The following is a 22,789-nucleotide window of genomic DNA, read 5'->3' as shown; positions in this document are numbered from 1 at the left end:
ATTTAAACCTGACAGTAACCATGACACCTACTCAATGGACCTATCTGATATTCGTTATTGTGATAGTGCTCGCATTGGTGTTTGATCTGGGTTTATTCAGTAAGAAAAATACTAAGACCACTATCAAAACGGCGTTGTGGCAAAGCATTTTCTGGGTAGGTTTATCTGTGCTCTTTTTTGGGTTCATGTGGTACGAAGATGGCTCTGAAACCGCTATCAACTTTATGAGTGCTTATCTGATGGAGAAATCGCTCTCGATGGATAACATCTTCGTATTTATTCTCATATTTGGATTCTTTAATGTAAAAGAAGAATATTACTCCCGCGTATTGCTTATAGGAATATTACTTGCCATTATCTTTAGAGCAATATTCATCAGCGTTGGTGTAGTACTTATCAAACAATTTGAGTGGATCCTCTACTTGTTTGGCGTGTTTCTGGTGTATACGGGGTATAAGATGTTCAGAACAGATGAAAACGCCGAATTCAAGCCGGAGGAGAACATTGTATACAGGTTCATGAATAAGCACCTGCGGATAACATTAGAAGATCCGAAAGGCCGGTTCCTGATCCGGCGGGATAATAAAAATTACCTGACTTCTTTATCATTGGTAGTGGTAATGCTGGCGGTAACAGATATTATCTTCGCGCTGGATTCTATCCCGGCCGTATTCGCCATATCGCAGCAACCGGTAGTAGTATATACTTCCAATATTTTTGCGGTACTGGGACTTCGGTCCTTGTTCTTTTTACTGAGGGGGGCAGTAGATCAGTTCGACTATCTGCCAAAGGGCATTGCAGTTGTGCTTGTTTTCATAGGATTGAAAATGCTGGCAGAACCATTTATACATATTCCCGTATATGTATCACTTTTAGTGATCGTAGTAAGTTTGACGGGGTCCATTATTTATTCCCACTACCATCAGAAAAAAGAATTAATTGAACCTGAAGAGAAGTAAACAGTGAAAGATGCAATGGTTAGTTGCATTATTCATTAAGTGATTATTCAAACCTGATTAACGTGTATAACGCAGCAAGTATCAGCAAAACCCTGAAAGGGGAATTGTTGCAAGAGACTGGATTTCCTGAGATCGAGCATCTTTTATTAGACAGCAGAAAGCTTAGCTTTCCTGAAACCAGCCTGTTCATTGCGTTGGTGAGCTCGCGACGTAACGCACACCAATTTATTGAAGAGCTGTATCGTAAAGGCGTGAGCAACTTTGTGATCAGCGAACCGGTGCCGCTTGAGAATTTTCCGAAAGCCAACTTTATTCTTGTAAAAGATACCCTCCATGCATTGCATACGCTGGTAGCTTTTCATCGCCAACAATTCCACATTCCGGTGATCGGCATCACCGGCAGCAACGGTAAAACCATCGTAAAAGAATGGTTGTTCCAACTGCTGGAAAAAGATTACAACATTGTCAGAAGCCCCAAAAGCTATAACTCGCAGATCGGGGTGCCCCTTTCCGTCTGGCAAATGAAACCCGAACACCAGCTGGCCATTTTTGAAGCCGGCATCTCCCAGCCGGGAGAAATGGTGAACCTGGAAAAGATCATCCGGCCTACCATCGGCATCTTTACCAATATCGGGGAAGCGCATAGTGAAGGCTTCTTAAATATTCGCCAGAAAATCAACGAAAAGCTTGTTCTCTTCGCAAAAAGTGACATTTTAATCTATTGCAAAGACTACCTCGCCCTTAACGAATGCGTACTTTCTTTCCACAGCCAGGTAGGCAACGGACCAAAACTATTCTCCTGGTCCCGTAAAACAGATGCCGACCTGCGGATCGTAAACGTGGAAAAAGCAGAGGATCACACCCGGATAGACGCGCTTTATCACCAGGAGCCGCTGCATTTCTCCATACCGTTCGTGGATGAAGGCTCTATAGAAAATGCCATTCACTGCGTAGCCCTGATGCTGCACCTGGGAAAAGAACAGGCAGTGATACAGCAACGTATGGACCAGCTGAGCAACGTGGCGATGCGCCTGGAAATGAAGCAGGGCATCAACAATTGCTCGGTGATCAACGACAGCTATAACCTTGATCTGGGCTCCCTCACCATTGCGCTCGACTTCCTTCAACAGCAACAGCAACACGCTACACGCACCGTTATCCTCAGCGATATCCTGCAAAGCGGTAAAAGCGATGCCAGCTTGTATGAAGAGGTAGCAGACCTCTTGCAGAAAAAAGGGATCAACAGGTTAATTGCTATCGGGAAGAATATAGCCCGCGAGAAAAAAAGTTTTCAACAGGTAGAAGGACTGAAAACACAGTTCTTTGCAACAACCGACGAATATATACAGCAGTTCAATTCGGATGATTTCCAGAATGAAACCATACTGGTAAAAGGTTCCAGGGTGTTTCAATTTGAAAGGATTGGAAAGCTGCTGGAGCAAAAAGCGCATCAGACCATCCTGGAGATCAATCTTTCAGCTATTTCCCACAACGTAAAGGTTTACCAGTCTTTACTGAAACCGGATACCAAGCTAATGGCCATGGTGAAAGCGTTCTCCTATGGCAGCGGCAGTTTCGAGATAGCCAACCTCCTGCAGTTCCATGGCGTCGATTACCTGACGGTAGCCTATGCCGACGAAGGCGTGGAGCTGCGCAGGGCAGGCATTACCATGCCCATCATGGTGATGAACCCCGAACCGGCCAGTTTCGACGCGATTTTGCAATGGCACCTGGAACCGGAGATCTATTCCATGCAGATACTGACCCAGTTTATGGAAGAAGTAACAGCAACAGGAAAAAGTGAATTCCCTGTTCACATCAAGCTGGATACAGGCATGCATCGCCTGGGCTTTATCAAAAGCGAAATCCCGGAACTGGCGCAGATCCTGACATCCACTCCATTGCTGAAGGTGCAGTCTGTGTTCAGTCACCTGGCCGCCAGCGAAGACCCGGAGAAAGACGCGCTGACGCAGAAACAGGGCCGTCTTTTCTATGAAATGAGCCATGAACTGCAAAAAGCATTAGGATATACCGTAATACGACATATTGCCAATAGCGCTGCAATCAGCCGCCATCCTGATCTACAGCTGGATATGGTAAGACTGGGGATCGGCATGTATGGCATCGATAGCAGCAAAGCAATACAGGACCAGCTGAAGAACGTCAGTACCCTGAAAACTACTATCGCGCAGCTGAAACACCTGGAAGAGGGCGATTCTGTGGGCTATGGCGCTACATGGACGGCTACCGGGCCTTCAGTTACCGCCACCGTGCGGATCGGGTATGCAGATGGGTACCCGAGAAGATTAAGCAAAGGCAAAGGCAAAATGCTGATCAAGGGCAAACTGGCGCCGGTAGTGGGTATTGTAGCTATGGATATGCTGATGCTGGATGTAACCCATATTCCGGATGTAATGGAAGGCGATGAAGTGATCGTTTTCGGAGAAGATCTGCCTGTCCAGGAAGTTGCTGAATGGGCTGAAACCATTCCCTATGAAATATTAACAGGAATTTCACAGCGTGTGAAAAGGGTATATTTCCAGGAATAATGAACTTGCAGGCTTCGACCTTTCAAATAAACCGTTATTTTTGATAAAATTTTAATATCAGTTGAAATATCGTCACGTCATATTTATCGTTGCTTTGATCCTTATAATTGATCAAACCCTGAAATTCTGGATCAAAACGCATATGTTCATGCAGCAGGAATTTATCATATTCCCTAATTGGTTCCGGATACATTTTATAGAGAATGAGGGAATGGCTTATGGACTTAAGTTCGGAGGGGATTTCGGAAAGATCTTACTGACGCTTTTCCGTTTGGTAGCTGTAGTGATAGGCTTTGTTTATATGAAGAAACTGGTGAAAGAGAAATACAACACCGGCTTGCTTGTCTGCGGCTCCCTGATCCTTGCCGGCGCTGCGGGCAACCTGATAGATAGTATGTTCTATGGCCTTATCTTCAACGACAGCGTAGGATATGAAGTAGCAAAATTCCTCCCTGCCGGCGGCGGGTATGGCAGCTTCCTTCATGGCCGGGTGGTAGATATGCTCTATTTCCCTATCTACGAAGGGTATTTGCCTAAATGGATACCATTCAAAGGCGGTGATTATTTCGTATTCTTCCGCCCTGTTTTCAACATTGCCGATGCCGCCATTTCTGTTGGCGTTATTACCATCCTGTTATTCCAGAAGCGTTTTTTCGGACATCACCTGCAGCATAAAACTACAGGGCAAGCGGTTTCGCAGGATCATGCGGTAGAATAAAAATATTTTCAGATAAGCAGAACGGGGCTGGCCAAAACCAGTCCCGTTTTTTATTCCAGACATTCCCTTTCGCCAGTTGCCTATCGTGATGACTTGAAATCATCAGGCCTCCTGATGCTGGCTCACCTCAGTATCAAAATTCTTTTAAACTAGATAACCATATCTTATTTTATTGATTTTCAATACAATACACTATAATAATCTTATATAACCCTCCCTTATACACGAAGATTTTTCTTTCCGGTGCTTTGAAATAAAAAATACCCGAGGTATATTTGTCTACTAATTCTATAGACTATATGGTTTTAAAATTTACAAAGCACTTATTATCAGACCGATGTTGAGGCACCAACACCGGCAAACTCCCCTTTAAACTCAAATTTATCTTTCCAGAATCTATTTAACGTTTCACATATTATGCAAAAGTTCTTACCTATAATGGCCAGATACCTCTTTATATTGTTGGTATTTAGTCCAGCCCTCGTAAATGCCCAATTAAACGGTTCGTACGTCATACAGGGACGGATCACAGACGACCATGGCGCAGGCTTGCCAGGGGCCACTGTACAGATAAAAAACACCTCTTTTGGTACGACTACCGACAGCACAGGAAAATTTGAAGTGACTACCAACTCCAAATTCCCGCTGAAACTGGTTATCCGCCTCATAGGCTATCAACCCCAGGAATTTGAAGTAAAAAACAGCAATAGTAAACTTGCTATACAGTTATTTACTCAATCGCTGTTGGTCAACGAAGTGGTAGTTTCTGCTTCCCGCCAGCAGGAAAAGATCCTCCGCTCGCCGGTCGCGATCGAAAAACTGGACATACGGGCTTTGAAAGAAACCCCTTCTTCTACCTTCTACGATGCATTAGGCAACCTGAAAGGCGTACAGATGACCACAGCGGGTCTTACCTTCAAAGTATTCAACACCCGCGGTTTCAACGTACCTAATAACTTCCGTTTCATGCAGCTGGTAGATGGTGTGGATAACCAGGCAGCTACACTGGGCGTACCGCTGGGTAACGCCATCGGGCCAACGGAGCTCGACATCAGCAGCGTTGAAGTTACCCCGGGCGCTTCTTCTGCGCTCTATGGCATGAACGCCATCAATGGTATGTCTAACCTCATTACTAAAAATCCGTTCCAATACCAGGGCGTAAGCGTTTACCAGAAAATTGCCGTTAACCACGTAGGCGATGCGGGCGGTGCAAAACCATTAACTGAAACGGCTATACGTTACGCGCAGGCGTATACCGATTGGTTTGCCTGGAAAGTGAACCTCAGCTATATGCAGGGTACCGACTGGTATGCCGACAGTCATAACGACTTCTCCCCGCAAACCAAAGCAAACCCCGACTTCCCGCAGTTAAGCGGCCCCAATAATATTGCCAACGACGCATGGAATAAATACGGCGATAACAGTAACCTGCAGGTAATAGACAAGGACGGTCGCGCTTACACCGTACACCGCACCGGTTACTGGGAAAAAGACCTGGTAGGCGATTTTACTGTAAGAAACAAAAAAGCCGACTTCTCTTTCAACTTCCGCCTGCCTCGCAAAATTGAATTATCAGCTTCTTACAGGTATGGGGAAATGGATGGTTTCTTCCAGCGTGGTAACAGGATAGGTCTGAAAGGTGTTACAGTACAAAACGCCAAGTTAGAACTGACCCATCCCGACTTTACCGTTCGCTCCTATATCTCCATCGAAAATACCGGTAATTCATACAACATGAACCCGCTGGCAGACAACCTGGAAAAATCTTTCAAACCAGACAAACAATGGCTGGCAGATTATACTAAAGGACTGAATGATGCCTTAACAGCAGGCGCCGACCTGGTAGCCGCTCACCAGGCTGCAAGGAATGCTGCCGATGCCGGCAGATGGACTCCGGGCACTCCCGCTTTTGATGCGCAGGTAGCCAAGATCAAAAGCATCAACGACTGGGATATTTACCCAACTTCCAAAAACCCCGCTAACACCAGCGGCGGCGCGGCCCTCCTGCAGAAAAGCCGTTTCTATCATACAGAAGGCACCTGGAACCTGCGCAAGTATATCACCTTTGCAGATGTACTGGTAGGAGCCGACTACCGGACTTACGAGATCATCCCTGACGGTAATAACTTCGTTGACTTCTCATTACCGGTCGACAAACGCAACCAGCCAGGCGGCAAGCATATCTGGTATGGCAAATACGGCGGCTTCGCACAGATCAGTAAAACCTTCTTCAATGATGCGTTAAAGCTCACGGGATCATTAAGGTATGATAAAAACGAACAGTTCGAAGGTAAAGTGAACCCACGTATAGCGGCGGTTTACAGCATCAAAGACAAACACAACTTCCGCATATCCTGGCAGAACGGGTTCCGCTTCCCGTCACTGTTTGAAGCCTATTCATTCGTAAACAACGGGCAGGTAAGGCGTGTAGGCGGTCTGGCCTTCATCGAACAGGGACTGGGTTACTTTAAGAATTCCTTCCTTACCAGCACAGTGGATGCCTTCGGCGTAGCTGTAAACAAAACCATCAATGCCGAACACGTTTCCAAAGAAGCGGCAGCAGCAAAAAATGCAGGCATCCTCAAAGTAGCGAACCTCGACCCCATCGTACCTGAAGAGATCACCGCTTTCGAAGCCGGTTATAAAGCCGTATTACTCGACAACAAACTGTTCATCGACGTAGACGGATACTACTCTTCTTACAAACACTTCATCGGCCAGATCGAAACCGTAGTACCTAAATCAGGTAATGTAAACAACCCTGATCAGCAGGTTCTACTGCAAATGCTGGATAAATCACAGCAGGATCGTTACAGGGTTTGGACCAACAGTAAATCCAAAGTAAGTAACTACGGTTTCGCAGTAGCAGTTACTTACGACATCTATAAGAACTATACAATAAGCGGCAACGCCAACTATAACAAGCTGGCACAGGATAAAACCAAAGACGATGCGTTGATCCCCGGGTTCAACACACCGGATTGGTTTACAAACGTGAGCATCGGCAACCGCAACGTATACAGGAACCTTGGATTTAACGTTGTATGGCACTGGCAGAACACCTTCTACTGGCAGAACCTCTTTGGCAACGGCGATGTTCCATCTTACAGCACGGTGGATGCACAGATCACCTACCGTGTGCCTAAGATCAACACCAGCTTCAAGTTGGGAGCGTCGAACCTGCTGAACACCTCTTACTTCCAGTATGTAGGCGGTCCCACCATGAAAGGATTATACTACCTGTCTGTAACGTACGATAACGTTTTCAAGAAAAAATAACCAGTAACCTTTGGCTGTATCAAAAGCGGTTTGCTTTTGATACAGCCTATACAAAACAACGATCATGGCTACACGTACTTCGGCTATCCCGGTTAAACGAATTGCTATCATACTCAGCTTAACTGCTGTAGTTGCAGGTTTGGTGTATGCCTACGAACGTCCATTGTTTCAACAGGAAGAAGTAGGGCGGTTTTTCTCTACTGTCTTCACCCCATCTTTATTCTTTTATATAATCGTGGGTTTATGCGCCCAGCTGGTAGACGGGGCATTGGGAATGGCCTATGGCGCCACTTCTTCGTCGCTGCTCTTAGGTTTGGGCGTATCACCTGCCGTTAGCAGTGCCAGCGTACATGTAGCGGAAGTATTTACAACCGGGGCTTCCGGTTTTGCGCATTTTAAACTGGGCAATGTAAACAAGAAGTTATTCCTCTGCCTGTTAATCCCGGGGATGATAGGCGCAATATCCGGCGCCTGGCTGTTATCAGACAAGATAGACGGCGACCTTATCAAGCCATTTATCAGCGTATATTTAATGATACTTGGGGTAATTGTTATAAGGAAAGGATTGTCGGAAAAAATAAAGAAAAGTAAAACCAAACGCATTGGTCCACTGGCCTTCATTGGCGGATTTATGGACGCTATAGGCGGTGGCGGCTGGGGACCCATTGTTACCTCTACCTTGTTAAGCAAAGGAAGATCCGTTCCTTATACTATCGGTTCTGTTAATGCGGCAGAATTCTTCATCTCTCTTTCCAGCGCAACCACTTTTATTCTTTTTACCGGTATCTCAGGCTGGCAGGTGATCATAGGCCTGGTGATCGGCGGCGTTATTGCCTCTCCGTTTGCCGCTGTACTGGTAAGAAAAATAAAACGCAAACCTTTGATGATAATGGTAGGCGTGTTGATTATCATATTGAGCCTCCGCACCATTATACCCAGCTTACTTCACCTCGTTCGTTAGTTCTTTCTTCTCCGAATAACAACGTATATTGTTTAACGTTACTTCCGCTATCTGTGTGAGCGCCTCCCTGGTAAAGAATCCCTGGTGCGCGGTGATGAGCACATTGGGAAAGGTAGTAAGCCTCGACAGCACATCATCCATGATAATCGTATCAGAAAAATCCTGGAAGAAAAGATGCTCTTCCTGTTCGTATACATCAATAGCCAGCGCCCCTATATGGCCTTTTTTCAGGGCGTCTACAACCGCAACGGTATCTATCAGCCCGCCTCTGCTGGTATTGACCAGGATCACTCCTTTTTTCATAGAAGCAATGCTTTCCCGGTTGATCATATGCTTTGTTTCCGGCATTAAAGGGCAATGGAGGGAGATCACATCGGCCTCGGTAATCACTTCCTGCAACGATTTATAAACAACGCCTGCCTGTACCAGTTCCTTGTTTTCATATACATCGTGTGCGATCACCTTGCAGCCAAAGCCCAGCATGATCCAGCAAAATACCATCCCGATGTTTCCGGTACCGATCACGCCAACAGTTTTTCCATATAGGTCGAACCCTTCCAACCCCGCCAGCGTAAAATTATTATCACGTATACGGTTATACGATTTATAGATCTTCCGGTTCAGGGAGAGCAACATGGTTACTGCATGTTCGGCTACCGCGTGGGGCGAGTACGCAGGCACCCGCACTACCCGGATACCCGCTGCTGCCGCGGCAGCCAGGTCTACGTTATTGAACCCTGCACACCGGAGCGCGATCAGTTCCACGCCTTTTTCCTTTAGCTGTGCAATTACCTCTGCATTCACCTGGTCGTTCACAAATACACAGATAACTTTCTCGTTTTTGATCAGGGCGGTATTGTCCACATTCAGGGGCGATTCCAGGAAACGGAGATTGTAAGAGGTCTTGAGGTTCGCTCGGGTAAAGTATTCGCGGTCGTAAGACTGGGCGCTAAAAAACAGGATATTCATATTGGTACAATTAAAAAGAGTCCCGTTTCTGATGTCGGGACTCTTCTACTTCATAAATATATTCTAGTTATTTTATTTCGCCTACCATGTGCGAAGGAACAACCCATTCGTCGAATTCGGCTGGCGTAACATAACCCAGTTTCACTGCCATTTCTTTCAGCGTAGTGCCTTCTTTATGGGCTTTCTGCGCAATTTCAGCAGCTTTGTAATAACCGATCTTGGTATTCAGCGCAGTTACCAGCATCAAAGAGTTTTCAACGTGTTTTTTGATGTTGGCTTCAATAGGTTCAATACCTTCAGCGCATTTATCGTTGAAGCTTACGCAGCCATCGCCTATCAGTCTTGCAGAGTGAAGGAAGTTATAGATCATTACCGGCTTGAACACGTTCAGTTCGAAATGCCCGGTAGCGCCGCCAACGTTGATGGCAACATCGTTGCCCAGCACCTGTGCAGCGATCATTGTCAGCGCCTCGCACTGGGTTGGATTTACTTTACCCGGCATGATAGAAGATCCCGGCTCGTTATCGGGGATATGGATTTCGCCGATTCCTGCACGTGGGCCGGAGCTCAGCATACGGATATCGTTGGCTATTTTCATCAGGCTCACCGCAACAGTTTTCAATGCACCGTGCGCCTCTACGATAGCGTCGTGGGCAGCCAGCGCTTCGAATTTGTTTTCTGCAGTAACGAAAGGCAAACCTGTGAGGGTAGCGATATTTTTAGCTACGTTTTCTGAGTAACCTTTAGGCGTATTGATACCGGTACCAACAGCAGTACCTCCCAGGGCCAGTTCGGCAAGGTGAGGAAGGGTGTTGTTGATAGCTCTTAACCCGTGATCCAGTTGGGATACATAACCGCTGATCTCCTGGCCCAGTGTAAGAGGGGTTGCATCCATAAAGTGGGTACGGCCTATCTTAACGATATGTTTGAAAGCTTCGGCTTTCTTAGCCAGCGTATCACGCAGTTTTTTTATCCCCGGGATGGTTACTTCCAGCAGCATTTTGTATGCAGCGATGTGCATAGCTGTAGGAAAGGTATCGTTGGAAGACTGGGATTTATTAACATCATCATTCGGATGAATGAATTTATCTTTATCTGTAAGCTGTCCGCCGTGAATAACGTGAGCGCGGTAAGCGATCACTTCGTTCACGTTCATGTTGGATTGAGTACCTGAACCGGTTTGCCATACCACCAATGGAAACTGATCGTCTAATTTTCCTTCCAGGATCTCGTCACATACCTGACCTATCAGATCGCTTTTTTCTTTAGGTAAAACACCAGCTTCCAGGTTAGTGATAGCTGCCGCTTTTTTCAGGTAAGCAAATGCCTTGATAATTTCTTTAGGCATTTTGTTGATATCCTGTGCGATCTTGAAATTTTCAATGGAGCGTTGTGTTTGAGCACCATAATAAGCGTTTACAGGTACTTTTACCTCACCCATCGTGTCTTTCTCTATTCTGTATTCCATGAGAGTTAAGCTTTTGATTAAAATTGGATACAAAAATAAAGAATTATGATTTTAGGACAGGAGGATTTTACGATCCTTCCTAAATATATAATTCACTGAATATCATTTCCCTGTAAAGTTCGGAAGCCGTTTTTGGATAAAGGCCGCGGTGCCTTCCTCCATATCCTTGGTGCCAAAACAGGCTGCAAATTCATCCAGTTCTACCTCATAACCATTCAATTGCTTATCCACGCAGGCATTCACACATTTGATCACTCCGGCAACCGCCAGCGGCGCTTTTGATTTTATTTTCTGAAGTATTGCCAATGTTTTGGGAAGCAATTCTGCCGCAGGGAACACATGGTTCACCAATCCCCAGGCCAACGCATCTGCCGCATTGATCATATCACCGGTCATCATAAGCTCCATGGCCTTGCCTTTTCCGATCAACTGCGTAAGTCTTTGAGTTCCGCCATAACCCGGTACCAGGCCAAGGTTTACCTCCGGTTGACCAAATTTTGCGTTTTCGCTGGCTACCCGGAAGTGACAGGCCATTGCCAGTTCGCATCCCCCGCCCAATGCAAACCCATTCACCGCTGCTACAAACGGCTTAGGGCAGCTTTCAATCCGCTGGAAGATCGTCTGTCCTAATTTGGCCAACTCCCTTCCGCCCTGTTCCGACAAGGTTAAGAATTCACTGATATCAGCGCCCGCCACGAATGCTTTTTCTCCTGCGCCGGTTATAATCGCTCCTTTAATATTCCGGTCACTATACACTTCGTCTATCACCAACGCAAGCTCCTTTAACACCTGCTGGTTTAAAGCATTCATCTTCTCCGGGCGATTAATGGTGATCATTAAAATACCATCTTCGAACTGTTTACTTATCATCTGATACATGAGCAGTAGTTTATTTTACCAATATTACATAATGTTTCACGAGTTTCACACAAAGACGCGGAGTTTCACGCAAAGACGCGGAGTTTCACGCAAAGACGCGGAGTTTCACGCAAAGACGCGGAGTTTCACGCAAAGACGCAAAGGAGCAAAGAGGCAAAGGATTTAAAACTGAAACGAATTTTAAGAAAGCAAAGGAACTGAAGATTATGTTATATATAACGTGCTCTTCATTTCCTTTGCTTTCTTTTTTTTTTCTTAAAAAAAATCCTTTGCCTCTTTGCTCCTTTGCGTCTTTGCGTGAAACTCCGCGTCTTTGCGTGAAACTAATAGTTCACTTCGATCTCCGCTTTGCCGCTTTTCATTTTCATGTAGTGCCTTTTGGATTTAATTTTAAAGATATCCATACCGCTGAAGTTGTAGCTCAGGGTTACGAATACCAGCTGGGCCTCTGTGTTTTTATACGGAGTGAAAACATTGTTATCCTTGTCTCTTGTTTTGAAGTCTTTGTTGAAGAAGTTCTGCGGATAGTATTGCACTTTCAGGCCAAAGCCGGGTTCAAACCTCATACCTGCAAAAAGCGAAGGCATGATCAGGGGAGTGCGGTCGCTGAACCACTCATTGAATTTGCGTACTTTTTTTCCGTCTACAAACTGCTTTTCTTTATAATTGAAGGCCAGGTCCACTTCTCCGCCGGCAAAGAAGAAGAAAGAACCGGAGTTAAGATCGCCTATTTTGAACCCTAACGGTACGCCAAGGGTATATACGCGTTGTTTCAGTTTCAGGGAATCATAGGGTTTAGAGATGAGCCCTATGTTCTTGATATTTATCCCGGTGAAAATGCCGAAGTTCTTGGAAAAATCTTTGTTGAAGTTAGATCCTACGTTAAAGAACAGGGTAAAACGGGGGATATTTCGTACATGCACCCCGTTATCCTTCATGGAAGCGAAGGAAAGAAGGGCCCCATTACCCCCGTGGGTAACATATACGCCTTGGCGGTGTTTGGGATATTTGCCAAAAATGATAGAGAAAGAGGAAGATATCCGCTCCGTGGTATCGGTATCATGCCTGGCTGCATTAGTGGAATCTTTCTGGTCCTGCGCATACGCATTACCGCATAACAGTATCAGTATCAGGATTAAAGGGCGTAACTTGTATTGCATAAACGGTCGTTGTGGTTTTTAGATTTGGTGGATTATTTGACTTAAAGACGACCCGGTTTATAAAATGTTACGCCGAAAACAAATATTTTTTAAAAATTTCTGTGTTTAGTTACCCAGTCGGTGATATAGGCTGCAATATCCTGGGTATTGGTACCCGGGGGGAACAATTCTCCCACCCCCATCTGCTTCAATTCCGCCATATCCGATTCGGGGATGATACCGCCGCCTGTTAACAGTACGTCTTTCAACCCTTTTTCCTCCATCTGGGCAATGATCTTAGGAAATACTGTCATATGTGCGCCCGACAGGATGCTGATCCCTATAGCATCCACATCTTCCTGCAGGGCGGCATTGACCACCATTTCGGGGGTCTGACGCAGGCCGGTATAGATAACTTCCATCCCGGCGTCGCGGAGCGCTGCGGCAATCACTTTTGCACCCCTGTCATGGCCGTCCAGGCCCACTTTTGCCACTAACACACGAATCGGACGATTTAACGCATTGACCATACCTTTTTTCTGATTGAGGGGTAAATTTACGAAAAAGCATAACGCATAAAGCTTTCAGCTTTTTTGTACATTTGCTCTCCAAGAAAAATTAAATATGAGCGAAGAAAGGTCCCTCAATTTTATAGAACAAATTGTAGAAGAAGACATAGCTAATGGCGTAAATAACGGGCGTGTGCTTACACGTTTCCCTCCTGAGCCCAATGGTTACCTCCATATCGGGCATGCCAAATCAATAGTCCTGAACTTTGGTCTTGCCCAGAAATACAATGGAAAAACCAACCTTCGCTTCGATGATACCAACCCCGTAACTGAGGATACCGAATACGTTGAATCTATTAAGAACGATATTCGCTGGCTGGGCTTCGAATGGGCTGCAGAGCTTTACGCATCAGACTATTTCGAGCAGATCTACCAGTTTGCCATCACCCTGATCAAAAAAGGACTGGCCTACGTGGAAGACGCCACAGCAGAGGAAATTGCCAAACATAAAGGAACGCCTACCACTCCGGGTACTCCAACCCCGTCCAGAAGCCGTTCTGTTGAAGAGAACCTCGACCTGTTCCAACGCATGCGGAACGGCGAGTTTAAAGACGGAGAAAAGACCCTCCGTGCGAAAATTGACCTGGCTTCTCCTAATATGCACATGCGCGATCCTATCCTGTACAGGATCAAGCATGCACATCACCACAGAACCGGCGATAAATGGTGCATTTACCCAATGTACGATTTCGCCCACGGCCAGAGCGATAGCATAGAGGAGATCACCCATTCCATCTGTACGCTGGAATTCATCCCTCACCGTCCGCTGTACGACTGGTTTATCAAAGAACTGGAAATATTCCCAAGCCGCCAGTACGAATTTGCCCGTTTAAACCTGAACTATACGGTAATGAGCAAACGTAAACTGAAGCTCCTGGTTGAGGAAGGTTTTGTAAAAGGCTGGGATGACCCGCGTATGCCTACCATCAGCGGTTTGCGCCGCAGGGGATACACCGCATCCAGCATCCGTGAACTGTGCGAAAGAGTAGGGGTACAGAAGAGAGATCATGTTATCGAGATAGGCCTGCTGGAATTCTGCATCCGGGAAGAACTGAATAAAACAGCCAACCGCGTAATGGCGGTACTGGACCCGGTTAAGCTGGTTATCACCAACTATCCCGACGGGCTGGTAGAAGAACTCACTGCCGACAATAACCCGGAAGATGAAAGTGCAGGTTCACGCACCCTGCATTTCAGCAAAACGCTTTATATAGAAAGGGAAGACTTCATGGAAAACCCAACCAAGAAGTACTTCCGCCTGGGGCCCGGCCTGATGGTGCGTTTAAAGAACGCTTATATCATCAAGGGAGAAAGCGTAGAAAAAGATGCAGATGGCAATATCACTACCATCTATGCAACCTACCTGCCTGAAAGCAAAAGCGGCGGCGATACCAGCGGTCTCACTGTTAAAGGTACCATTCACTGGGTGAGCGCCGAACATGCAGCCAAAGCTGAAGTAAGGCTCTACGACCGCCTGTTTACAAGCGAGAATCCTAACGCCGAGGAAGCTGACTTCAGAACCTTCCTGAACCCCGATTCCCTGCAGGTGATACCAGAAGCCTATGTAGAACCAAGCCTGCTGGAAGCCAAAGTAGGCGACCGGTTCCAGTTCCTGCGTAAAGGATACTTCTCCGTAGATCCGGACAGCACTAAAGACAAGATCGTCTTTAACCGCACCGTAACGCTGAAGGATACCTGGGCCAAGGAGTCCAAGAAAGCGTAGTTGCACGCAGAGACGCGGAGAGGAGCAAAGAGGCAAAGGATTTTTTTTAAGAAAATAATTAAGAAAGCAAAGGGATCGAAGATTGTGTTATATAACATAATCTTCGATCCCTTTGCTTTCTTATTATTCGCTTCGATCCAAATGTCCTTTGCCTCTTTGCTCCTCTCCGCGTCTCTGCGTGCAACCCCTACTTCGAGAAGGCTGCGAGCCCGTTAGCTATTCTGGTGCGGGTTTCCTCTACGCCCAGGGTGGCTACGATGTTGAAGACCGGAGGGCCGAATTTGCCGCCTGTCAGCATGATGCGGAATGGCAGCTGCACGTCTCCCATTTTCAGGTTCCTTTCTGTTGCCAATGCTTTGAATGCCGCTTCCAGTTCAACGTCTGTGGCCGTAGTCAGGCCTGCCAGTTGTTCAGACCAGGCATTGAAGAAGGCCGCTTTATCATCATTCCATTTTGGCAATACAGCTGCTTCATCGTAGGCCGCAGGGCGTTCGAAGAAGAAGAAACCGTGTTCCCAGATATCGTTAACAAAATAGCAGCGGTCTTTTACCAGGGCTGTTACCTTGGTGATATACGAAAGGTCTGACTGGATGTTCTTTTCTGCTAAAACAGGCTGGAACAGGGCTGCCAGCGTTTCATTGTCTTTATGCAGGATGTATTGGTGATTGAACCATTTAGCTTTTTCGAAGTCGAATTTTGCTCCTGCTTTATGTACTCTTTCAATACTGAATTTCTCTACCAGTTCCTGTAAGGAGAAGATCTCCTGGCCGGTACCATCGTTCCATCCCAGCATAGCCAGCATATTGATGAATGCTTCAGGAAGGAAGCCGATTTCACGGAATCCCTTGGTGAGTTCACCTGATTTAGGATCTGTCCAGTTCATCGCATATACAGGAAATCCGAGCCTGTCGCCATCCCTTTTGCTTAGCTTGCCATTACCGTCTGGTTTCAGTATCAGCGGCAGGTGCGCCCATTGCGGCATCTGTTCTTCCCAGCCGAGGTATTTCCATAGCAGCAGGTGTACAGGTGCTGAAGGCAGCCATTCTTCACCCCTGAAGGCATGAGAGATCTGCATCTGGTAATCGTCTACCACTACTGCGAGGTGATAGGTAGGCATACCATCAGCTTTCAGCAATACTTTATCATCTACCAGGGAAGTATTGAAAGTAACTTCTCCACGCACCATATCAACAAATGTCAGGTCTACATTGGCTGGCATGTTGATACGGATCACATGCGGCGTATTCTTCGCCAGCAGTTCCTGTACTTCTGCATCCGGAAGGGTCAGGGAATTGCGCATTTTTTCCCTTACCGCATGGTTATACTGCGGAGACGGATTTTCAGGCGTTTTCAGCCTGGTACGCATTTCTTCCAGTTCTTCCGGCGTATCGAAAGCATAATAAGCGTGGCCGGATGCAACCAGCTTTTCTGCATATTGCCTGTAATTGGCTTTACGTTCACTTTGACGGTAAGGGGCGAAAGGACCGCCTACTTCGGGGCTTTCGTCGGGATTCAGACCGCACCAGCGCAGGCATTCATAGATGTATTCCTCTGCGCCAGGCACATAACGTGTCTGGTCTGTATCTTCAATACGCAGCACAAAATCTCCGTTATGCTGCTTTGCAAATAAATAATTAAACAACACAGTACGGACACCGCCAAGGTGTAAACCGCCAGTAGGACTAGGTGCAAAACGCACTCTTACTTTTTTGTGACTCATAGACGGCAAAGATAAGCATTTCGGTTTTAGACAATTAAGCGAATAGCCTACGGATTATTAATGAATTAAAAATTTTCGGAGCCGCGTTATAGCACCGGCACAATAAGTATATTGCAGTATATGTTCTATCTTACTAAAACTCCCGGAATCCTGAAGGCCGTATACAAAAGCTGTATATGGAATATGCCCCCATCCGGCAATAAAGTATACCTGACATTTGATGATGGCCCCCATCCGCAGGCCACTCCTTTTGTCTTAGAGCAATTAGCCAGATACCAGGCTAAAGCTACTTTCTTTTGCATAGGAAAGAATGTTGTTGAACATCCTGGTATTTACCAGCAAATACTGGAAGCAGGCCACGCGGTCGGCAATCATACCCACAACCATCTTAATGGCTGGAAAACCGGTACAGAGAAGTATATAGAGAATGTATTGGAAGCCGGCAAATATATCTCTTCAACGTTGTTCAGACCCCCGTACGGGCGTATTACCCCGTTCCAGATCCGTCAACTCAAGGATAAAATACCAGGCGTTAAGATCATCATGTGGGACCTGCTAAGCGGCGATTTCGATACCGGCATCAATGGAGAAGCCTGTGTTCAGAACGTTGTATTCAAGCTCGCTCCAGGCTCAATAGTAGTATTCCATGATAGTACAAAGGCCTGGGACCGGATGGAATACGCTTTACCCCGCATCCTGGAATTCTGCAAGAAAAAAGGATTGGAGCCGGCGGCTCTGCAGTTCTAGTTTCACGCAAAGACGCAGAGAGGGGCAAAGAGGCATAAGGATTTTTTTAAGAGGCATAAGATGTTTTTTAAGAGACATAAGATGTTTTTTATAAAATTAATTAAGAAGCAAAGGGATAGAAAATTGTATTAATTAATATAACACAATCTTCTATCCCTTTGCTTTCTTATTCTCTTAAAAAATCCTTATGCCTCTTAAAAAAATCCTTATGCCTCTTTGCCCCTCTCTGCGCCTTTGCGTGAAACTATAATTTGATCTCCTTGGATTTGTCGCCCACGGTGATGGTAGCGGTACCGCTGCAGGTGATATTTGTATCTGTATATTCGATCACTCCTGTTGTCTTGTTCAGTTCTACCTTCAGTTTGCCTTTACTTATATGTTCGCAGGCCCATTTCTTGATCAAAGGGGTAACGGTAGTGAAATTAGCTGTTTCGCCTGCAGGTCCGCCCTGGTTGTAAGACAGGCTGGCGGTGCCTTCTACGCTGAATACATCGTCTATCGGGTTGCGCACAGGCGCGTTTACATCGAAGCCTGCTGTTTGTGTCACGGTTCTTTTGGTAGCATACTTCACGATAATTGTATCGGCCAGGCTAACCTCGCCATTGGCTACTTCCAGCGTATACCTGATACCGGTAGTTTTGGTATAGGTAGCGTTGCTGATGGTAAGATTGCCTTTAACGGTTTTGCCGTTGACTTTATAATTGCTTGGTTCCACTACTACAGAAGAAGTGCCGCTGAACAGGGGACCGTTAAAAGTTACGTTTAATACCCCGCTGCGGTAGTTGCCGTAATTATCGAGGCAGGAAGTACCGAAATCTATTTTTACCCTTTTTGGCCAGGTGTCGCCTGTTGCATCGAGCAACTCGGCAAACGGGCAGGGAGCTGCTTCAGCAAGGTTGCCGGATGGCTGCGCCTGGCGGGCGCCGGGAATGGCCGTACCCTGGGAAATGGCAACAGTAGATACTGTTTCAAACAGGTCGCCATACATGGCGCTGACCACAGCTTCATGTTGAACGGCAGCAATAGTGTTATTATCTGATTGGTTGTTAGGAGCTGTGTCGGTGGTTACCTCCTTTTTGCAGGCGAAGAAAACGGCGGCTGCCGCCACTCCTGCAAACGTCCAGGCCAGCACACGGTTTGTACTGAAATAGCTTTTCATAGTTTAGGTTTTTTTAGCAATTAGGTTTTTCGGTCTGTACCTTTGTAAATATAAAGATAGGCTTTAAATATTAAAGAAAATACAAATTTAAAAGAAAAATATAATATGCACTGGATAGACACCCATACTCACCTTTATTCAGAAGAATTTGACACGGATAGAACTGCAATGGTAGAAAGAGCGGTAGCCCTGGGTGTGGATAAGCTGTTATTGCCCAATATAGATGAGAATTCAATAGATGCGATGCTGAGGCTGGAAGCTGAATTTCCTGGGCAGGTATATGCTATGATGGGCATTCATCCGTGCTATGTAACAAGAGAAGTAGATGTGCAATTGGCGCTGGTGAGGTCGTGGTTTGAAAAGAGATCGTTTGTGGGAGTGGGAGAGATAGGGTTGGATTTTTACTGGGATAAATCGTTGCTTGACCAGCAGTACAAAGCCTTCAGAGAGCAATTGAAGCTGGCCAGGGAGTATAAGTTGCCGGTATCCATTCATAGCCGGGAAGCCACGAGGGAAGCGATAGATGAAGTAAGGCAATTGCAGGACGGGAATTTAAGCGGTGTATTCCACTGTTTTTCCGGCACTTTGGAAGAAGCCAGGGAAGTTATTGACCTGGGCTTTTACCTGGGGATCGGCGGAGTTGTTACGTTCAAGAAAGCAGGACTGGATAAGTTGCTGGAGGCTATTGACCTTAAACATGTGGTGCTGGAAACTGACTCGCCTTACCTGGCGCCGGTACCATTCCGGGGGAAACGCAACGAAAGCTCGTACATTCCATTGATCGGCGAGAAGATCGCGAATATAAAAAATCTAAAAATAGAAGAAGTAGCAGTTATAACAAGCAGTAATGCCGGCAAATTATTCAAAACGCTCTAACTGTTTAGTGAATACCTTTGCAGGCGATGGCTACCAGTAAAATGAGTAAAATTCTGATCATCTACACTGGCGGAACTGTAGGTATGATCTATGACGACAAAACCAAAGCGCTCCGCCCTATAGGCTTTAATGAAATACGGAATAATCTGCCGGAACTGTACAGGATGGGAATCGACTTCTACGTGTATACGTTCAATCCGCCTATCGACTCTTCCGACATGCAGCCAGAGATCTGGGTTGAATTAGCAAGTATCATTGAAGACCGTTATGATAGATACGATGGCTTCGTGATCTTACATGGTTCCGACACCATGGCATTCACTGCTTCGGCGTTGAGCTTTATGCTGGAAAATCTTTCCAAACCTGTGATCCTTACAGGCTCCCAGCTCCCTATCGGCAAGATCCGTACAGATGCCAAGGAAAACATTATTACAGCCATGGAAATCGCTTGCAGCAGGCATAATGGCAGTAATGTATCAATGGTTCCGGAAGTTTGCATCTATTTCGACTTTTCGCTTTTCAGGGGTAACAGGGCCAAGAAGTATAACGCAGAGAAATTTGAAGCGTTTTACTCCATGAACTATAACCGCCTTGCAGAAGCAGGTATCGACATCAAGTTCAGACCCCAGTTCATGCTGCCTACACCTACCAAGCCTTTGAAGGTGCATAAAGACCTGGAAACAAATATTACTGTGCTTAAGTTATACCCTGGTATTACCCGTAGCGCCGTGGAAGCTATATTGAGCGTTCCGGGTCTGAAAGGGGTAGTAATGGAAACATTTGGAAGCGGGAATACCAATACCCAGCCATGGTTTATAGAAAGTCTTAAGAAAGTTATTGACAAAGGCGCTATTGTGATCAACATCACCCAATGCGATGGCGGATCTGTTGAATTGGGCAAATATGAAACGAGCCAGCACCTGGTTGAAATAGGGGTTGTAAGCGGCCATGATATGACCTTTGAAGCCGCCATTACCAAGATGATGTTTGTATTAGGCCAGGGCCTTTCTGTAGAAGAAACCAAGAAGCAATTGGAGACCTCTCTCAGGGGTGAATTAACTCCGATCCAGGTATATTAGACCTTCGAAGGGGGGTTATGTACCGCATAATCCCCACTTTCCTCTCTTATCGTTGAACATTTTTGTTATAATTGTAGTTAACCAGATATATTATCTCAATTTCACCACAACTAAATTAACCTCGTTATGAATGTAACGCTAACTCAAAAATTCATCGCAGAACTTTTTGGCCCTTTGTATTGGTTTTTATGGGCTGCGGCAGCGCGGTTCTGGCCGGGGCGCATGTAGGTTTCCTGGGAATCGCTTTCGCTTTCGGTTTATCCGTTCTGGTTATGTGCTATGCGATCGGGCATATTTCAGGATGCCATCTGAATCCTGCTATCACCATTTCGATGTTGTCGACAGGCAAAATAACCGGTAAAGACGCCGGCGCTTATATAGTTGCTCAGGTACTGGGAGCTATCATTGCGTCAGCCCTGCTCCTGTTCATTGCCCAGGGCAAAGCGGATTACAGCCTGGCTGCCAACGGTCTCGGAGCTAATGGAGTAGAAGACGGATCACCCGACCACTATTCGCTGGTTAGCGGGCTGGTAGCCGAAATTGTACTTACTGCCTTATTCCTGGTAGTGGTTCACGGCAGCACCAGTAAAAACAACGCCAACACAAAATTTGCGGGTATTTCCATCGGCCTTTGCCTTACTCTCATTCATATTGTAGGCATTCCTGTAACCGGGGTATCAGTGAACCCAGCCCGGAGCATCGGCCCGGCCCTTTTTGTTGGCGGACATGCTATTTCCCAGCTTTGGGTGTTCATTGTTGGTCCGATCGTTGGAGGCCTGATAGGCGGCGGGATCTGGAAACTTTACGACAGGAATTAAAAAAAATTTGAAATACAAATGAAAAGATTATCTTTGCAACCCTGAAAAGGAAAATTCAACCGTTTTCCACTTATTTCAGAAAGATAATCACGGAAGAGTGCAGGAGTGGTTGAACTGGCACGCCTGGAAAGTGTGTATAGGTGAAAGCCTATCAAGGGTTCGAATCCCTTCTCTTCCGCAAGCTTTAAGCTCTCAGGTCGAAAGACTTGGGGGCTTTTTGTTTATAGCCGCTACTACACCCATAACCAATCACGGCTGTACCAATGCTAGCCAAACGACTGCCGGAATTCCAAAGGCGATTGATCCGTTTTTGTTTTAAACAACTTGCTGAACGACTGCAGATGCTCAAAGCCTAATGCGTAAGCAATTTCGCTAACTGACATATCGGTAGCAGATAATAACTCTTTGGCTTTAACAATGAGCTTTTCATGGATATGCTGTTGCGTATTTTTGCCGGTGATTGACCTCAACATGGCGCTTAAGTAATGTGGAGAAACGTTTAACTCTTCCGCTAAAACTGCAACTGTTGGCAACCCTTCCTTGGACGGCTTGTGGCTATCGAAATACCGGTTCAGCAGGTCGTCTAATTTGTCAAGTAGTTTGTGACTGGCAACCTTGTTCGTTTTAAACTGCCGTTGATAAAACCGTTCGATATATGTCAGCAATGCCTCGATCAAAGCAATCGCTATCTTCTGGCTAAACCCGTCCCTGGCTTTCTGGAACTCGTTAGCAATATTTGCAACAATGGTGTTTATTATAGTTTGCTCTTCATCAGACAAGAACAAGGCTTCATTGAAATCGTAGTAAAAAAAATCGTAGCTCCTTATCTTCCCGGCAAGTGATGTTTGTAATAAAAAATCGGGGTGAATGCAAAGCATCCATCCCGAGGCAACCGAACTTACAGCCTTGTTCGGTTCAACTTTTACTACCTGTCCCGGCGCCCGGAAACCTAACACGCCCCCGTCAAACCCCTCCGGTTGCAAACCATATTTTTCCCTTGCCGTATAGCCGCTTTTAAAAGATATTACATAAAAGCCAAAGACTACATTTCCCGACTCTATTTGGCTATATACCGGAGCGGTAGCAATATCTACAACACTGATCAATGGATGCTCAGGGGGAGGTAAATTTCTTAATTTATAAAACTGCCCGATTGTTTTTATTTGATGAATCATTC

At 46.0% G+C, this 22,789-nt stretch carries 18 protein-coding genes and 1 tRNA gene; 11 read left to right on the top strand and 8 right to left on the bottom strand.

Features of this window, described 5'->3' with window-relative positions:
• The first annotated feature begins 20 nt into the window (after positions 1 to 20).
• The 5 genes from BLV62_RS13595 to BLV62_RS13575 all read left to right on the top strand — a co-directional run bounded on the left by BLV62_RS13595 (position 21) and on the right by BLV62_RS13575 (position 8,466).
• Complete coding sequence (locus BLV62_RS13595; RefSeq protein WP_089762493.1) at positions 21 to 959, top strand: TerC/Alx family metal homeostasis membrane protein; 939 nt, start codon at positions 21 to 23, stop codon at positions 957 to 959.
• Between the two features lie 62 nt (positions 960 to 1,021).
• On the top strand, positions 1,022 to 3,508 hold the full coding sequence (locus tag BLV62_RS13590) for a bifunctional UDP-N-acetylmuramoyl-tripeptide:D-alanyl-D-alanine ligase/alanine racemase (RefSeq protein ID WP_089762490.1): 2,487 nt from the start codon (positions 1,022 to 1,024) through the stop codon (positions 3,506 to 3,508).
• A 61-nt stretch (positions 3,509 to 3,569) separates the two neighbouring features.
• Positions 3,570 to 4,226 (top strand): lipoprotein signal peptidase, encoded by a 657-nt coding sequence (locus tag BLV62_RS13585; RefSeq protein WP_089762488.1) that lies wholly within the window; start codon positions 3,570 to 3,572, stop codon positions 4,224 to 4,226.
• A 417-nt stretch (positions 4,227 to 4,643) separates the two neighbouring features.
• Positions 4,644 to 7,505 carry a TonB-dependent receptor gene (locus BLV62_RS13580; protein ID WP_089762487.1) on the top strand — a complete coding sequence of 954 codons (2,862 nt, stop codon included), beginning with the start codon at positions 4,644 to 4,646 and terminating at the stop codon, positions 7,503 to 7,505.
• 64 nt (positions 7,506 to 7,569) lie between these two features.
• A complete protein-coding gene (locus BLV62_RS13575; RefSeq protein ID WP_089762485.1) occupies positions 7,570 to 8,466 on the top strand; it encodes a sulfite exporter TauE/SafE family protein in 897 nt (298 codons plus the stop codon).
• Here BLV62_RS13575 and BLV62_RS13570 read toward each other — a convergent pair.
• The 5 genes from BLV62_RS13570 to BLV62_RS13550 form a co-directional block, all read right to left on the bottom strand.
• The gene (locus tag BLV62_RS13570; protein WP_089762483.1) at positions 8,446 to 9,435 is read right to left on the bottom strand and encodes a 2-hydroxyacid dehydrogenase; all 990 of its coding nucleotides are present in this window, start codon (positions 9,433 to 9,435) and stop codon (positions 8,446 to 8,448) included. The genes BLV62_RS13575 and BLV62_RS13570 overlap by 21 nt on opposite strands.
• 67 nt (positions 9,436 to 9,502) lie before the next feature.
• Complete coding sequence (gene fumC / locus BLV62_RS13565) at positions 9,503 to 10,903, bottom strand: class II fumarate hydratase (protein ID WP_089762480.1); 1,401 nt, start codon at positions 10,901 to 10,903, stop codon at positions 9,503 to 9,505.
• 102 nt (positions 10,904 to 11,005) lie between these two features.
• Positions 11,006 to 11,782 (bottom strand): enoyl-CoA hydratase/isomerase family protein, encoded by a 777-nt coding sequence (locus tag BLV62_RS13560; protein ID WP_089762478.1) that lies wholly within the window; start codon positions 11,780 to 11,782, stop codon positions 11,006 to 11,008.
• Positions 11,783 to 12,105: 323 nt separating this feature from the next.
• A complete protein-coding gene (locus tag BLV62_RS13555) occupies positions 12,106 to 12,942 on the bottom strand; it encodes a hypothetical protein (RefSeq protein WP_089762476.1) in 837 nt (278 codons plus the stop codon).
• Positions 12,943 to 13,031: 89 nt separating this feature from the next.
• A complete protein-coding gene (locus BLV62_RS13550; protein ID WP_089762474.1) occupies positions 13,032 to 13,451 on the bottom strand; it encodes a cobalamin B12-binding domain-containing protein in 420 nt (139 codons plus the stop codon).
• Positions 13,452 to 13,545: 94 nt separating this feature from the next.
• Here BLV62_RS13550 and BLV62_RS13545 point away from each other — a divergent pair, with 94 nt between their 5' ends.
• Positions 13,546 to 15,213, top strand: coding sequence for a glutamine--tRNA ligase/YqeY domain fusion protein (locus tag BLV62_RS13545; RefSeq protein ID WP_089762473.1), 1,668 nt, complete (start codon positions 13,546 to 13,548; stop codon positions 15,211 to 15,213).
• A 187-nt stretch (positions 15,214 to 15,400) separates the two neighbouring features.
• Here the strand turns inward: BLV62_RS13545 and gltX are convergent, their stop codons facing one another.
• Entirely contained in the window at positions 15,401 to 16,933 is a 1,533-nt protein-coding gene (gene gltX / locus BLV62_RS13540) for a glutamate--tRNA ligase (protein ID WP_089762471.1), read from the bottom strand.
• Positions 16,934 to 17,053: 120 nt separating this feature from the next.
• Here gltX and BLV62_RS13535 point away from each other — a divergent pair, with 120 nt between their 5' ends.
• Positions 17,054 to 17,680 (top strand): polysaccharide deacetylase family protein, encoded by a 627-nt coding sequence (locus tag BLV62_RS13535; protein WP_089762469.1) that lies wholly within the window; start codon positions 17,054 to 17,056, stop codon positions 17,678 to 17,680.
• A 244-nt stretch (positions 17,681 to 17,924) separates the two neighbouring features.
• Here the strand turns inward: BLV62_RS13535 and BLV62_RS13530 are convergent, their stop codons facing one another.
• On the bottom strand, positions 17,925 to 18,839 hold the full coding sequence (locus BLV62_RS13530; RefSeq protein ID WP_089762467.1) for a hypothetical protein: 915 nt from the start codon (positions 18,837 to 18,839) through the stop codon (positions 17,925 to 17,927).
• Positions 18,840 to 18,944: 105 nt separating this feature from the next.
• On the opposite strand from BLV62_RS13530, the gene BLV62_RS13525 reads away from it, so the two are divergent.
• The 4 genes from BLV62_RS13525 to BLV62_RS13510 all read left to right on the top strand — a co-directional run bounded on the left by BLV62_RS13525 (position 18,945) and on the right by BLV62_RS13510 (position 21,790).
• Positions 18,945 to 19,715 (top strand): TatD family hydrolase, encoded by a 771-nt coding sequence (locus BLV62_RS13525; protein ID WP_089762466.1) that lies wholly within the window; start codon positions 18,945 to 18,947, stop codon positions 19,713 to 19,715.
• 26 nt (positions 19,716 to 19,741) lie between these two features.
• Positions 19,742 to 20,794, top strand: a complete 1,053-nt coding sequence (locus tag BLV62_RS13520; protein ID WP_225889578.1) for an asparaginase — start codon at positions 19,742 to 19,744, stop codon at positions 20,792 to 20,794.
• Positions 20,795 to 20,982: 188 nt separating this feature from the next.
• Positions 20,983 to 21,612, top strand: coding sequence for an aquaporin Z (gene aqpZ / locus BLV62_RS13515; RefSeq protein WP_089762464.1), 630 nt, complete (start codon positions 20,983 to 20,985; stop codon positions 21,610 to 21,612).
• A gap of 91 nt (positions 21,613 to 21,703) precedes the next feature.
• A tRNA-Ser gene (locus tag BLV62_RS13510) sits at positions 21,704 to 21,790 on the top strand.
• Between the two features lie 88 nt (positions 21,791 to 21,878).
• On the opposite strand, the gene BLV62_RS13505 is transcribed toward BLV62_RS13510, so the two are convergent.
• Positions 21,879 to 22,787 carry a helix-turn-helix domain-containing protein gene (locus tag BLV62_RS13505; protein WP_089762461.1) on the bottom strand — a complete coding sequence of 303 codons (909 nt, stop codon included), beginning with the start codon at positions 22,785 to 22,787 and terminating at the stop codon, positions 21,879 to 21,881.
• Between the last annotated feature and the right edge of the window lie 2 nt (positions 22,788 to 22,789).

The sequence above is a fragment of the Chitinophaga terrae (ex Kim and Jung 2007) genome, from assembly GCF_900107795.1.
In the GTDB taxonomy this organism is placed as follows: Bacteria; Bacteroidota; Bacteroidia; order Chitinophagales; family Chitinophagaceae; genus Chitinophaga; species Chitinophaga terrae.
This window is presented reverse-complemented; position numbering and strand designations above follow the sequence as displayed.

Bases quoted from the DNA above. Each gene is read 5' to 3' on its own strand.
- BLV62_RS13530 (WP_089762467.1), bottom strand. From the start codon at position 18,839: ATGAAAAGCTATTTCAGTACAAACCGTGTGCTGGCCTGGACGTTTGCA.
- BLV62_RS13545 (WP_089762473.1), top strand. From the start codon at position 13,546: ATGAGCGAAGAAAGGTCCCTCAATTTTATAGAACAAATTGTAGAAGAA.
- BLV62_RS13520 (WP_225889578.1), top strand. From the start codon at position 19,742: ATGGCTACCAGTAAAATGAGTAAAATTCTGATCATCTACACTGGCGGA.
- BLV62_RS13560 (WP_089762478.1), bottom strand. From the start codon at position 11,782: ATGTATCAGATGATAAGTAAACAGTTCGAAGATGGTATTTTAATGATC.
- BLV62_RS13535 (WP_089762469.1), top strand. From the start codon at position 17,054: ATGTTCTATCTTACTAAAACTCCCGGAATCCTGAAGGCCGTATACAAA.
- BLV62_RS13505 (WP_089762461.1), bottom strand. From the start codon at position 22,787: ATGATTCATCAAATAAAAACAATCGGGCAGTTTTATAAATTAAGAAAT.
- BLV62_RS13595 (WP_089762493.1), top strand. From the start codon at position 21: ATGACACCTACTCAATGGACCTATCTGATATTCGTTATTGTGATAGTG.
- gltX (WP_089762471.1), bottom strand. From the start codon at position 16,933: ATGAGTCACAAAAAAGTAAGAGTGCGTTTTGCACCTAGTCCTACTGGC.
- aqpZ (WP_089762464.1), top strand. From the start codon at position 20,983: ATGGGCTGCGGCAGCGCGGTTCTGGCCGGGGCGCATGTAGGTTTCCTG.
- BLV62_RS13550 (WP_089762474.1), bottom strand. From the start codon at position 13,451: ATGGTCAATGCGTTAAATCGTCCGATTCGTGTGTTAGTGGCAAAAGTG.
- BLV62_RS13555 (WP_089762476.1), bottom strand. From the start codon at position 12,942: ATGCAATACAAGTTACGCCCTTTAATCCTGATACTGATACTGTTATGC.
- fumC (WP_089762480.1), bottom strand. From the start codon at position 10,903: ATGGAATACAGAATAGAGAAAGACACGATGGGTGAGGTAAAAGTACCT.
- BLV62_RS13570 (WP_089762483.1), bottom strand. From the start codon at position 9,435: ATGAATATCCTGTTTTTTAGCGCCCAGTCTTACGACCGCGAATACTTT.
- BLV62_RS13575 (WP_089762485.1), top strand. From the start codon at position 7,570: ATGGCTACACGTACTTCGGCTATCCCGGTTAAACGAATTGCTATCATA.
- BLV62_RS13525 (WP_089762466.1), top strand. From the start codon at position 18,945: ATGCACTGGATAGACACCCATACTCACCTTTATTCAGAAGAATTTGAC.
- BLV62_RS13580 (WP_089762487.1), top strand. From the start codon at position 4,644: ATGCAAAAGTTCTTACCTATAATGGCCAGATACCTCTTTATATTGTTG.